Source organism: Streptomyces sp. NPDC029044, assembly GCF_040637495.1.
Taxonomy (GTDB): domain Bacteria; phylum Actinomycetota; class Actinomycetes; order Streptomycetales; family Streptomycetaceae; genus Streptomyces.
This window is the reverse complement of sequence record NZ_JBEZWN010000018.1, coordinates 113,772-126,159: the sequence shown is the minus strand read 5'-3', so window position 1 is coordinate 126,159 and position 12,388 is coordinate 113,772. Positions and strand designations below refer to the sequence as shown.

Below are 12,388 nucleotides of genomic sequence, written 5' to 3'. Positions count from 1 at the left end.
GGCGGCGGTCCGCGAACATCGCGGGCCGCCGCCGGCCGCCGTTGTCAGAGCCCGGCCCGCGGACGCGGCGCGAGCACCAGCATCGTGACGTCGTCCTGAACGTCCGGGCAGTGCCGCACGAGGTCCTCCCAGACCTGCTCGGCCAGCGCGACCGGGTCCTCGGCGGCCAGGTCCGGCAGCCGTTCCACCAGGGGGTAGAAGGCCCCGCGCGCGTCCCTGGCCTCGGTCACCCCGTCGGAGGCGAGGAAGAGCCGGTCCCCGGCCCGCAGCGGCACCGAGACGACCCGGGGCGGAGCGGCCCCGGCGAGACCGAGACCGAGCGGTGTGCACGGCTCGACGTCCAGCTCTACGGCCCGCCCGTCCCGCAGCAGCAGCGGACCGGCCTGCCCGCACGCCACGATCCGCACGACCTGCGCGTCGGCGGAGAAGTCGAGCAGCACCGCCGTCGCGAACAGCTCGGCGTTCGGGTCGCCCGCCGAGTCCACCGCCAGCCTCCGGTCGAGCCGGGCGGCCACCGCCTCCGGGTCCGGCTGGTCCAGCACGGCCTCCCGGAACGCCCCCAGCAGCGCCGCGACCGTGGCCACGGCCGACAGCCCGTGCCCCTGCACATCACCCATCACGGCCCGCACGCCGTAGGGTCCCGCCCGTACGTCGAAGAAGTCGCCGCCGACCAGCGTCCCGCGCTGCGCGGCCCGGTACAGCCCCGCGCACCGCACCGGCCCGACCCGGTCCGGCAGCGGCGGCACGACGGCCCGCTGCGCCGCCTCGGCGACGGTCCGCTCGGTGACCAGCTGGGCGTTCCGCCGGCTGCGGACATAGGACAGCAGCACGCTCAGCACCGACACGAAGCACACGGTCAGAAGATCCGTACTGCCGGGATCGTTGAGATGGAAGACGGGCACGGTCAGCACGACCACCACCAGCGCGCCGAGCACCGCCGTCGCCACCGGGCCGTGCGCCAGGACGGCCAGCGGCGGGATGGCGCCCAGCAGAAAGCCGATGTCGAGCGGCTCCGGGCTGATCAGCTCCGCCGCGCACACCCCCGCCAGCAGCGCCGACGGCAGCACCCGGGCCCAGCCGGGCGGCGGTGCGCCGCGCAGCCAGCCCCGCCGGTCCGGGTCCCGCCGCGCCAGCCGGCCGCGCACACTGCTCACACCACCACGCTGCTACGCCCGACCGGCCGCCGCACGCCGGGACCCGCGCCGCCACGGGCGGCCGCGGGCTCCGGCCCGAACGGCGCCGGCGTCCCCGCGATCCCCGAAGACGGCTGTCGCAGCGGGCTGTTGAGCCCTTCCGGTAAACCGATGGACGGCACCGCCGGAGATCACGTAGCGTGTGGCGCACCACGCCCCGAGGCCGACGGAAGGAGGACAGAGCCGTGCAGTTCACACCGTTTCCGCGCTCCCTCCCCGCCCAGCCGGCGTGCTTCGACTGACCCACCGGGAGCGCTCTCAGCAGCACACGTCCCGGAGGACATCCCATGACCGACGTGGTCATCCGCGCGCTCGACACGAGCGACGCCGGACTCTTCGACACCCTGCCCGACCCGCTCGGCGCCCGTGAGGGCCACCGGCTGACCCGGCACCGCCCCGACTGGAAGCGGGTGGCCCTGCGCGACGGCCGTGTCGTCGCCCGCGGCGCCTGGTGGGGCGGCCCCGACGACTCCGCGCCCCTCAGCGTCAACTGGTTCGACGTGGCCGAGGGCGAGGAGGAGGCGGGCGCCGCACTCCTGCGCTCCGCCCCCTGGCAGGTCGAACTGGAAGTGAACCTGCCCGCCGGCTGGCGCGACGACCCGGACCTGCGCGCCGCCGCCGACACCCGGGTCGACGCCGCCCGCAAGGCCGGCTACGAGCTCCTCGTCGAACGCCTCCTGTACCGCTGGACCCCCGCCGCCGGCCTGCCCGAGCGGCCCGGGCGTCTTCGGTTCCGCGCCGAACCGGACGACGCCGTGTTCTTCGACGCGCTGCGCCGCATCCACTCCGTCACCCTGGACGCCCACGCCCTCAAGGCCATCGAGCAGGGCGGACTCGACCGGGCGGCCCAGGAGGAACTCGACTTCTTCCACTGGTGCCCGTCGCCGCGCGAGTGGTGGCAGGTGGCGTACACGGCGCAGGGCGATCCGGCCGGCATCCACATCCCGGCCCACAACCCGTCGGGCCCCTGCATCGGCTTCATCGGCGTCCTGCCGGACCAGCGGGGCCACGGCTACGCCTACGACCTCCTGGCCGAGTGCACGCACTTCCTGGTCGAGCAGGGGGCGGAGTTCGTCGCCGCGGCCACGGACCTGGGCAACTTCCCGATGGCGGCGAACTTCGCCAAGGCCGGCTTCCCGGTGGTGAAGGAGCGGCTCAACTTCCACCCGGCGTAGGGACCGGGCCGCCCGCCGACCCCCCGGCCGCGCGGCTCAGGACCTGCCGTCCAGCAGGTCCTGGGCCGCCGCGAGGATCTCCGTCACCCTCAGGCCGAACGCCGCGTCACAGGCGTGCGGGCGGCCGGTCCGGGCGGCGTCGAGCAGCGCGTCAGCGGCCCGCATCAATGCGGGCACCGCCCCGTCGGAGCCGTCCGGCAGCACCGCCACACCGGCCTCCCCGCGCAGCTCGACGCCGGCGCCGGCCGCGGCGGGCGGCGCCGTCAGGCTCAGGGTGAGTGTGCTCGACGCCCCGCCCGCGTGGTCGAGGACGACATGTGCCGTGTCGCCGGGCCCGTACACCGCCGCCGTCACGCGCCGTACGTCGCCGAGGACCGGCAGCAGCACGGACAGGGCGTGCGGGCCGACGTCCCACAGGGCGCCCTTCTCCCGCCGCCACGGCGTCGCGAACGGGCTCTCGCTCGTGAACACCGCCCCGAGCCACTCGGCGCGTCCCGTGAACCAGCCCGCAAGCGCGGCCTGCTCGGCGATCCACGCCGCCGGCACGGGCTGGAAGCGGGTGGTGAAGAACACCACCGAGGCCACACCGGCCTCCTCGGCGGCCGCGACGACGGCCCGCGCCTGCTCCGCCGTCGGCGCGAGCGGCTTGTCGAGCAGCAGATGGCACCCGGCCCGCGCCGCCCGGGCCGCGAGCGAGGCCTGCACCTCGGGCGGCAGCGCCACGGCCACGGCGTCCACGTCCGCGAACAGCTCGTCGACGTCGTCGTAGGCGCGGACGCCGTGCCGCTCCGCCAGCTCCTTCGCGGCTTCCGGGCGACGGCCCCACACCCCGGCGAAGTCCAGCTTCTCGTGCCCGCTCAGCGCGGGTGCGTGGGCCATCTGTGCCCAGGGTCCGGTGCCGAGCAGTCCTATGCGCATGCCGCCGCCTCTCCACGCTGTCAGGACGAAGAGCGTGCCACACGGAAACGGGCGGCGGGCAACGACGAAGGCGAGGAGTGTTCTCCTCGCCTGTCTCAAGTTATAGCCCACGGGGGGACTTGCGGCAAGGCCCCCCGGTTCCCGCAAACTGTCCGGCCTAAGCCCAGGACCTGCGGAAACGGGAGCATGACGTGACCCCTGCGACCACGAGCGCGTTCGATCTTCCCGACCGCCTCGCGCACAAGGCCGCCCCGGCGTCGATCGCCGGGGACGAACAGCACTTCGCCGCCGTCGCCGACTGCCTGGCGCAGAACATCGCCGAACTCTCCGACCGCCTCGCCGCCGAGCGCAGGGCACCCGGTGGCAAGGGCAGGCAGGCGATGGACCGGGACGCCGAGATCCACCGGCTCACCGCACGGCTGCGCGCCCTGCGCCGCTTCGGACTGGACCTGTGCCTCGGGCACATGGCCGCGGCGGACGGCTCCGAGCCCGTGTACGTCGGGCGGCTCGGCCTGACGGACAGCGAGGGGCGCCGACTGCTGGTCGACTGGCGTTCCCCCGCCGCCGAGCCGTTCTTCGGAGCCACCCACGCCAACCCGATGGGCCTGGCGAGCCGCCGCAGGTACCGCTGGACGGACGGCCGGATCGTCGACTACTGGGACGAGGTGTTCACCGCCGACGGCTTCGACGGGCACGCAGCGCTCGACGACCAGTCCGCCTTCATCGCCAGCCTCGGCACCAACCGCTCGCCCCGCATGCGGGATGTGCTCGGCACCATCCAGGCGGACCAGGACGCGATCATCCGCGCCGGGTCCCGCGGCGCCCTCGTCGTCGACGGCGGCCCGGGCACCGGCAAGACCGTCGTCGCCCTGCACCGCGCCGCCTACCTCCTCTACTCCGACCCGCGGCTCGGGCAGCACCGCCGCGGCGGGGTGCTCTTCGTCGGCCCGCACCGGCCGTACCTGTCCTACGTCTCCGACGTCCTGCCCAGCCTCGGCGAGGAGGGCGTGCAGACCTGCGTCCTGCGGGACCTCGTCGACGAGGGGGCCACAGCGGGGGAGGAGACCGACCCGGAGGCGGCCCGACTGAAGTCGTCGGCGGACATGGTGCGGGCGATCGAGAAGGCCGTCCGCTTCTACGAGGAGCCGCCCACCGAGGCGATGACGGTCACGACCCACTGGTCCGACATCCGGCTGAGCGCCGGGGACTGGGCCGTGGCGTTCGAGGCGGCGGAACCCGGTACGCCGCACAACGAGGCACGCGACCAGGTCTGGGAGGAACTCCTCACGATCCTCGTGGACAAGCACGACGGCGACGCCCCGGACGAGCTGCTCCGCAAGGCGCTGGCACGGGACCGGGAGCTGCTCGCGGCCTTCAACCGCGCCTGGCCGCTGCTGGAGGCGACCGACCTCGTCGGGGACCTGTGGTCCGTGCCCGCCTACCTGAGGATGTGCGCGCCCTGGCTTGGCCGCGACGAGGTGCGCACCTTGCAACGCGAGGAGGCCCAGGCCTGGACCGTGTCCGATCTGCCGCTGCTGGACGCGGCACGGCAGCGGCTCGGCGACCCGGAGGCCGCACGGCGCCGGCGCAGGCAGGAGGCCGCCGTCGCCGCCCAGCGGGAGGGCATGGCCGACGTCATCGACAACCTGCTGGAGGCTCACAGCTATGACGACGGCGAAGGCGTGCTGGTCATGCTGCACGGGCAGGACATGCGCAACTCCCTGGTCGACGAGAGCGGCCTGCAAACCGCCGACCCGGACCGGCTCGCCGGGCCGTTCGTGCACGTCGTCGTGGACGAGGCGCAGGAACTGACCGACGCGGAGTGGCAGATGCTGCTGCTGCGCTGCCCGTCCCGGAGCTTCACCGTCGTCGGGGACCGCGCCCAGGCCCGGCACGGGTTCACCGAGTCGTGGCGGGAACGACTGGAGCGGGTCGGTCTCGACCGGGTGGAGATGGCCTCGCTGAGCATCAACTACCGCACGCCCGCCGAGATCATGGCGGAGGCCGAGCCGGTCATCCGGGCCGCGCTGCCGGACGCCAACGTACCGACGTCGATCCGCAGCAGCGGCGTCCCCGTCCGCCACGGGTCCGCCGCGGAGCTGGCGTCGGTCCTCGACACCTGGCTTGCCGGACACGCCGACGGGATCGCCTGCGTGATCGGCGATCCCGCGTTCCGGCCCGTCTCGCCCCGCGTCCGGTCGCTGCCCCCGGAGCTGTCGAAGGGGCTGGAGTTCGACCTGGTGGTGCTCGTCGACCCGGAGGACTTCGGCGAGGGCGTCGAGGGCGCCGTCGACCACTACGTGGCGATGACCCGGGCCACGCAGGAGCTCGTGATCCTCAGGAGTTCCTGACGCGCCGGCCCGGGGCTAGGCGATCAGTTCCTTGCGGATGCGGTCCAGCATGAACGCCGACGACTCCCGGGCCCGCTCCTCCCAGGCGAACACACAGGCCGTGGCGACCCCGTCGAAGCCCAGCTCGCGCAGGGTGCCGAAGAAGGCGTCCCAGTCGACCTCGCCCTGGCCGATGTCCAGGTGCTGGTGGATCCGGGCCGGGGTGCCCGGCGGGTTGAGGATGTAGCGCAGGCCGCTGGAGCCCTTGTGGTTGAAGGAGTCCGCGATGTGCACGTGCCGGAGCTTGTCACCGGCGTAGCGCATCATCCGCGCGATGTCCGCGCCGGTCTCCGAGGCGCCCGAGAGGTGGAAGGTGTGCGGCGCGCAGTACAGGTAGTTCACCCACGGCTTGTCGATCGCGCGGACGAGATCGACGGCCGGGGTGTTCTCCTCGCAGAAGTCGTCCGGGTGGGCCTCCAGGTTCAGAGCGATGCCTTCACGCTCGAACAGCGGCAGCAACTCCTCCAGCGAGCGCCAGAACGCGGCCTCGCTCTCGGCGGCGCGCTCCGGGCGGCCGTTGAACTCCGAGTTCATCAGCGGGCATTCGAGGTCCGCGGTGATCTCGATCATCCGCTTCCAGTAGCGGACGGCCGCCTGCCGCTCGGTCTCGTCCGGCGAGGACCACTTGTACAGCGGCAGCACCGAGGACAGGCGCACGCCGTGCGTCCGCAGCGACTGCTTCAGCTCCCGCACCCGCGCGTCGTCCGCACGCGGGTGCAGGAAGAACGGCATGAAGTCCGCGCGCGGCGACAACTCGATGTACTCATAGCCGAGTTCGGCGACCGTGCGCACCATCTCGTCGATCGGCAGGGAGCGGAACATGTACGGGTCGAGGGCGATCTTCACGCGGTGTCTCCGTAGAACGCGGGGCGGGGCTTCATGTCGGTGGTGACGGTCTCGCCGCCGGCCTCCAGGGACCGGACGGCGGCATCGGTGATGACGGTGGCGGCGTACCCGTCCCAGGAGGACGGGCCGGTGGGCTCGGTGCCGGCCGCCACGGAGGCGACCCACTCGCGGAACTCGGTGTCGAAGGCCTCCGCGAACCGGTCCTTCCAGTCCTGGAGCACACCCGTGCCGTGCCGGGCAGCCGTGCGGATCCCGACCGCGGCCGGGTCGGGCAGCCGGACCAGGCCGTCCTCGCCGACGACCTCGCACTGGATGTCGTAGCCGTACTGGCAGTTGACGAAGACCTCCAGGTCGATCCGGACGCCCGAGGCGGTCTCGAAGATCATGATCTGGGGGTCCTTCAGATGCCCGAACCGCCTGCTCGTGGCGCGCGGGGTGACCACCTGGGCGGAGACGATCTCGTCGTCGAGCAGCCAGCGCAGCACGTCGATCTCGTGCACGGCCGTGTCCTGGGCGGCCATGGCGGAGTGGTACGACTCCGGCACGGTGGGGTTGCGGTGCGCGCAGTGCACGATCAGCGGAGTCCCGAGCGAACCGGTCGACAGCACCTCCTTCATCTGCCGGTAGCCGGCGTCGAAGCGGCGCATGAAGCCGACCTGCACCAGCCGGCGCCCGTGTGCCCGTTCCGCCTCGACGATCCGCAGGCAGTCCTCGGCGGTCGTGGCCAGCGGCTTCTCGCAGAACACCGGCTTGCCGGCGGATAGCGCGTTCAGGACGTGCTCGGCGTGGGTGGGCCCCCAGGAGGTGACGAGGACGGCGTCCACGTCGGGGGAGGCGACGAGGTCGGCGCCGGTGGGCAGCGCGACGGCACCGGCCCGGGCCGCCACTTCCGCGGCGCGCTCGGCGTCCACGTCGGCCACGGCCGTGACAGCGGCACCGGTGACGACCCCGGTGAGCCGCCGGATGTGGTCCTGGCCGATCATTCCGGCGCCGATGACGCCTACACGTACGGTCATGCTGAACTCCTTGAAAGGTGGTCAGGAAAAGCGCGCCCGGAGCTCCGCCTCGAGGGTTTCGAGCGTGCGGCCCTTGGTCTCGGGGACGTACCGCTTCACGAAGGCGAGGGACAGCACGCCCGCCGCCACGAACAGGAAGAAGGTGTTGGAGATCCCGATCCCGGAGACCAGGGAGGGGAAGACGAGACCGATGACGAAGTTGGTCAGCCACAGCACCACCGCCGCCACGCCCATGCCGAAGCCGCGCATCCGCATCGGGAAGATCTCCGACAGCATCAGCCACGTCACCGGCGAGATCGCGCCCTGCTGGAAGGCGAGGAACGTGACCGTCATCGCGAGCACCGCGAACGCCCGCGGGTCACCGGAGGGCAGCACCAGCGAGAAGACCCCGATCAGCAACAGGGCGGCCGTCGTGCCGACCTGACCCGTCATCAGCATCGGGCGGCGCGGGACCCGGCCCAGCAGCCAGATGCCGACGAAGGTGGCCAGCACCGAGATCACGCCGTTGGCGATGTTCGCGGTGAGCGCGCTGTCGGCGGCGAAACCGGCGTCGGTCAGGATCTGCGTGCCGTAGTACATGATCGTGTTGACGCCGGTGATCTGCTGCACGATCGCGATGCCGAAGCCGACGAACATCAGCTTGCGCACCCAGGGTGTGCTCCTGATGTCCTGCCAGCCGCCGAGCTTCGTCTGCTCGTCCTTCACGGCGAGCGTGGAGACCTCCTTCAGCTCGGCCTCGGCCCGGGCACGGGAGCGCACCTGCGCGAGGACGTCGAGGGCCTCGCCGAAGCGGCTCTGCGAGGCCAGCCAGCGCGGGCTCTCGGGCATCACCAGCATGCCGAACCACAGCACCACGGCCGGCAGCGTCGCGATGACCAGCATCCACCGCCACACACCGCCGGACTCACCGCCGACCTGCGCGATGATCGCGTTGGACGTGAACGCCAGCAGCTGACCGCTGACGATCATCAGTTCGTTGCGGGTGACCAGGGCACCGCGCCGCTCGGCGGGGGACACCTCCGCGAGGTACACCGGCACCGTCACCGAGGCGCCGCCGACCGCGAGACCGAGCACGAACCGCGCCACGATCATCACCTCGGTCGTCGGCGCGAGCGTGCAGCCGAGCGCGCCGGTGAAGAACAGCACGGCCAGCAGCAGGATGGCGCGCCGCCTGCCGCGCGCGTCCGACAGCCGGCCGCCGGTCACCGCGCCCAGTGCGGCACCCAGCAGCAGCGAGCTGGTGACCATGCCCTCGGTGACCGGGGTCAGGCCGAGGTCCTCGGTCATGTAGGGCAGGGCACCGTTGATGACGCCCGTGTCGTAGCCGAAGAGCAGACCGCCGAAGGTGGCGATGATCGTGATGATCCGCAGCCGCCGGGAGACCTCCGGCGGCGTCCCGTCCGTGGCGCCGTCGGTGGGGGCGGGGGTCGGGGCCGGTGTCGCGTCGTCCCTGACGTCCATGGCCGCTCCTTACCTGTCGAAGTTCGGGCGCCGGGTACCCGACAGACCGCAGCCGGCCAGGTGTTCACGAGTGCTGACCGCGATGGGCAGCGGCACCTCGGGAGCGCACGGGTACAGGTCCTGCTCGACGATCACGAACAACTCGGCGTCAAGCCGGGCGAGTTCCGCGACCACGTCGGCCGGCTTCGGCACCCCGGCGGGCGGTGACACGCACACCCCGCGCCGCACGGCCTCACCGAACGACAGGTCCTCGGCGGCGACCTGGGCGAGGATCTCCGGGTCCATCTGCTTGATGTGGACGTAGCCGACCCGCTCACCGAACCGGCGGATCAGATCGAGGTTGTCCCCGCCGCCGTACGCCACGTGCCCGGTGTCCAGGCACAGGTTGGTGTAGCGGCCGTCGGACTCGTTCAGCAGCCGTTCGATCTCCGCTTGCGTCTGGATATGGCTGTCGGCGTGCGGATGGACGACCAGCCGTACGTCGTACTCGTCCAGCAGCAGCCTGCCCAGCCGGTCGGCGGTCCGGCCGAACCCGGCCCACTGTCCGGCCGTCAGCTCGGGCGACTCGGTGAACGCGCCCGTCTTCTCGTCCCGGTACATCGGCGGGATGAAGACCAGGTGGTGCGCCCCCGCGGCGGCGGTCAGCGCCGCGACCCGCCGGACGTGGGCGAGCATCTCGTCCCATGCCTCGGGCCGGTGCAGCGCGCCGAAGGCGGTGCCGCCGGAGACCTTGAGTCCCCGGGCGTCCAACTCGCCCTTGAGGCGCTGCGGGTCGGTGGGCAGATAGCCGTACGGGCCGAGCTCCAGCCACTCGTAGCCGGCCAGGACCAGTTCGTCGAGGAAGCGGGTGTACGGCACCTGTTGTTCGTCCTCGGGGAACCAGACGCCCCAGGAGTCGGGGGCGGACCCGAGGCACAGGTTGCCGACGGTGGTACGGAGAGAGGGAGGCGCCGTTGCCATGGTGGTGTCCTTCGCGCTGCGTTTCCGCTCGCTGTCGCGCGCTACTAGAGCGCTCTAGTTCGAGTACGATGACCCCTGTGCAAATGTCATGTCAATAGCTGGTCGCCGGGAGATCGCAGGATCCCGTACGGGGTCGCGTGCGGGGCACCCCGTAAGGTGTGCGGCGTCGGAGGGTGGGTTCACAGGTGGATGCATCGGGCAGGCAGCGGCCCACGATGGCGGACGTCGCCGAGAAGGCGGGCGTCTCCCGCGCGCTCGTCTCGATCATCTTCCGCAACCAGGCCGGAGCCAGCCAGGAGACCCGGGAGCGGGTCCTGCGCGTGGCCGACGAGATCGGCTACCGGCCCGACAGCGCGGCCCGGCTGCTGGCCCGTGGCCGCAGCCGCACGCTCGGCGTCATGTTCACCGTGCAGCAGACCTTCCACACGGACCTCATCACGGGCATCTACCCCGAGGCCGAACGTCTCGGCTACGACGTGCTGCTCTCCGGGGCGACCCACGGCCGCAGCGAGGCCAAGGCGGTCGAGGCGCTGCTCAGTCACCGCTGCGAGGCGGTGATCCTGCTCGGCCCGGACGCCGAACCCGCCTTCCTGGACGAACTCGGCCGGCGCACGGTCGCCGTCTCGGTCAGCCGCCGGGTGCCCCGGGCCCGGGTCGACTTCGTGCACTCGGCCGAGGGCAAGGGCGTCCGCCAGGCCATGGACCACCTGGTGGAGCTGGGGCACCGCCGGATCGTGCACATCGACGGCGGACGCGGCCCCGGCTCGGCGGAGCGCCGGCGTGCCTACCGGGCCGCCATGCGCCGCCACGGGCTTCAGGCCCAGGCGCGGGTGATCCCCGGTCACCACACCGAGGAGTCCGGCATCGAGACCGGCCGCCTGCTCCTGGCCGAGCGGGACGGCGGGCGGCCGCTGCCGACGGCCGTCCTCGCCGGCAACGACCGCTGTGCGATGGGGCTGCTGATGGCGCTGACCCGGGCGGGCGTGGAGGTCCCGCGCGATCTGTCCGTCGTGGGCTACGACGACAGCCACCTCTCCCACCTGATGCCGATCGGCCTGACGACCGTCCGCCAGGACGCCCTCCTGATGGCCGAGCACGCCGTCCGTTTCGCCGTGGAGCGGCTGGAGGAGCGGGAGCGGGAGCCGCGGGAGGCGGTGCTGGATCCCAAGCTGGTGGTGCGGGGGACGACCGGGCCGGTCCCGGAAGGCCCGGGTCCGGCGTGACGCGGGTGCCCCCGCCGCCCGGTTCCGTCAGCGCGTGCCCTTCTCGGCGAACTTCGCGACGCTGTCGACGTTGTCCTTCGTGACGAAGGCCGGTCCGGTGAGCACGGGAGCCGTGCCGCCGCCGCTGACGTTGCCGTTGGTCTTGTACAGCCACAGCGCGTCCACCGCCAGGTAGCCCTGGAGGTAGGGCTGCTGGTCGACGGCGAACTCGATGCTGCCACCCCGAATGGCCCCGACGAGGTCCTTGTTGAGGTCGAACGTGGCGACTTTCGCCTCGCTGCCCGCGTCCTTCACCGACTGCACGGCGGTGAGGGCGATCGGGGCGCCGAGCGTGACGACCTGGTCGATGGAGGAGTCCTTCTGGAGTTTGGCGGTCAGCGTCGACTTCACCGACGGCATGTCCGTGCCGTTGACGTACAGGTTCTCCGTCGTGCCCTTGAAGCCCTTCTTCAGCCCGGCGCAGCGGGCCTCCAGGGCGACCTGGCCCTGCTCCTGGATGACGCAGACGGCGTGCTTGGCGCCGGCTTGGTTGAGCCGCTCGCCGAACGCCTGCCCCGCGATGTTCTCGTCCTGGCCGAAGTACTCGAGCATGCCGAGCTCCTTCCAGTCGTCCAGGCCGGAGTTGAAGCCGACGACGGGGATGCCGGCCGCCTTGGCCTTCGCCACCACGCCCTTCATCGCGTCGGGCTTGGCGGCGGTGAGGGCAATGCCGTCGACCTTCTGGTCGATGGCGTTCTGCACGAGGTTGGCCTGGTTACCGGCGACGGGGTCACTGGAGTAGACGAGCTTGATGTTGTCCTTCGCGGCGGCGGCCTGGGCTCCCTTGCGGATCAGGTCCCAGAAGGTGTCGCCCGGCGCCGCGTGGGTGACCAGGGCGACGGTCATCCGCGGGGTGGTGGCCTTGCCCGCGGCGGCGTCGGTGCCGCCGGCCTCGGACTTCTTCCCGCCGGAACTGCTGGAGCAGCCCGCGGCGAGCAGGGCGCCGACGACGGCGGCGGTGGTCAGGGCGGCGGCTCTGTGGTGTCTGCGCATGTCGGGTGCACCTCACTGTGCTGGGACGAGGGGGCCGCGCCCGGTCCGGGAGACGGGCGGTGGGTGGGCGCCCGGGGCGGCGGCGGTCATGGGTGATGCGGTGGTCCGGGGTGCGGACCCCTGCGTTCTCGTGACTGGAGCGCGCGACTAGCGCGCTCTAGTGGCAGGTACTAT

At 72.3% G+C, this 12,388-nt stretch carries 10 protein-coding genes; 3 read left to right on the top strand and 7 right to left on the bottom strand.

All coding sequences use genetic code 11. The features are described from left to right. Window positions 1-44: 44 nt before the first annotated feature. Window positions 45-1,154 carry a PP2C family protein-serine/threonine phosphatase gene (locus AB0E85_RS17600; protein ID WP_361927612.1) on the bottom strand — a complete coding sequence of 370 codons (1,110 nt, stop codon included), beginning with the start codon at window positions 1,152-1,154 and terminating at the stop codon, window positions 45-47. A 326-nt stretch (window positions 1,155-1,480) separates the two neighbouring features. On the opposite strand from AB0E85_RS17600, the gene AB0E85_RS17595 reads away from it, so the two are divergent. Then, window positions 1,481-2,368: a GNAT family N-acetyltransferase gene (locus AB0E85_RS17595; RefSeq protein ID WP_361927609.1), complete on the top strand. Its 888-nt coding sequence runs from the start codon at window positions 1,481-1,483 to the stop codon at window positions 2,366-2,368. Between the two features lie 36 nt (window positions 2,369-2,404). Here AB0E85_RS17595 and AB0E85_RS17590 read toward each other — a convergent pair whose 3' ends face one another. Beyond that, window positions 2,405-3,286, bottom strand: a complete 882-nt coding sequence (locus tag AB0E85_RS17590; protein ID WP_361927606.1) for a Gfo/Idh/MocA family oxidoreductase — start codon at window positions 3,284-3,286, stop codon at window positions 2,405-2,407. Window positions 3,287-3,477: 191 nt separating this feature from the next. On the opposite strand from AB0E85_RS17590, the gene helR reads away from it, so the two are divergent. Then, window positions 3,478-5,637, top strand: a complete 2,160-nt coding sequence (gene helR, locus AB0E85_RS17585; RefSeq protein ID WP_361927604.1) for an RNA polymerase recycling motor ATPase HelR — start codon at window positions 3,478-3,480, stop codon at window positions 5,635-5,637. A gap of 15 nt (window positions 5,638-5,652) precedes the next feature. Here helR and AB0E85_RS17580 read toward each other — a convergent pair whose 3' ends face one another. From AB0E85_RS17580 to AB0E85_RS17565, 4 genes are read right to left on the bottom strand one after another with little or no spacing between them, the layout of a single operon-like run. Then, the gene (locus AB0E85_RS17580; protein ID WP_361927601.1) at window positions 5,653-6,522 is read right to left on the bottom strand and encodes a sugar phosphate isomerase/epimerase; all 870 of its coding nucleotides are present in this window, start codon (window positions 6,520-6,522) and stop codon (window positions 5,653-5,655) included. Next, entirely contained in the window at window positions 6,519-7,538 is a 1,020-nt protein-coding gene (locus AB0E85_RS17575; RefSeq protein ID WP_361927599.1) for a Gfo/Idh/MocA family oxidoreductase, read from the bottom strand. The genes AB0E85_RS17580 and AB0E85_RS17575 overlap by 4 nt, the downstream gene beginning before the upstream one ends. A gap of 21 nt (window positions 7,539-7,559) precedes the next feature. Then, window positions 7,560-8,999: a sugar porter family MFS transporter gene (locus AB0E85_RS17570; protein WP_361927597.1), complete on the bottom strand. Its 1,440-nt coding sequence runs from the start codon at window positions 8,997-8,999 to the stop codon at window positions 7,560-7,562. Between the two features lie 9 nt (window positions 9,000-9,008). Further along, on the bottom strand, window positions 9,009-9,959 hold the full coding sequence (locus AB0E85_RS17565; protein WP_361927594.1) for a TIM barrel protein: 951 nt from the start codon (window positions 9,957-9,959) through the stop codon (window positions 9,009-9,011). 215 nt (window positions 9,960-10,174) lie between these two features. On the opposite strand from AB0E85_RS17565, the gene AB0E85_RS17560 reads away from it, so the two are divergent. Further along, a complete protein-coding gene (locus tag AB0E85_RS17560; RefSeq protein ID WP_361927591.1) occupies window positions 10,175-11,182 on the top strand; it encodes a LacI family DNA-binding transcriptional regulator in 1,008 nt (335 codons plus the stop codon). Window positions 11,183-11,209: 27 nt separating this feature from the next. Here AB0E85_RS17560 and AB0E85_RS17555 read toward each other — a convergent pair whose 3' ends face one another. Next, window positions 11,210-12,214 (bottom strand): sugar ABC transporter substrate-binding protein, encoded by a 1,005-nt coding sequence (locus AB0E85_RS17555; RefSeq protein ID WP_361927588.1) that lies wholly within the window; start codon window positions 12,212-12,214, stop codon window positions 11,210-11,212. Window positions 12,215-12,388 lie beyond the last annotated feature (174 nt).

Excerpts from the sequence above, each read along its gene's own strand:
- AB0E85_RS17595 (WP_361927609.1), top strand. The coding sequence starts at position 1,481 with ATGACCGACGTGGTCATCCGCGCGCTCGACACGAGCGACGCCGGACTC.
- AB0E85_RS17555 (WP_361927588.1), bottom strand. The coding sequence starts at position 12,214 with ATGCGCAGACACCACAGAGCCGCCGCCCTGACCACCGCCGCCGTCGTC.
- AB0E85_RS17560 (WP_361927591.1), top strand. The coding sequence starts at position 10,175 with ATGGCGGACGTCGCCGAGAAGGCGGGCGTCTCCCGCGCGCTCGTCTCG.
- AB0E85_RS17570 (WP_361927597.1), bottom strand. The coding sequence starts at position 8,999 with ATGGACGTCAGGGACGACGCGACACCGGCCCCGACCCCCGCCCCCACC.
- AB0E85_RS17590 (WP_361927606.1), bottom strand. The coding sequence starts at position 3,286 with ATGCGCATAGGACTGCTCGGCACCGGACCCTGGGCACAGATGGCCCAC.
- AB0E85_RS17575 (WP_361927599.1), bottom strand. The coding sequence starts at position 7,538 with ATGACCGTACGTGTAGGCGTCATCGGCGCCGGAATGATCGGCCAGGAC.
- AB0E85_RS17565 (WP_361927594.1), bottom strand. The coding sequence starts at position 9,959 with ATGGCAACGGCGCCTCCCTCTCTCCGTACCACCGTCGGCAACCTGTGC.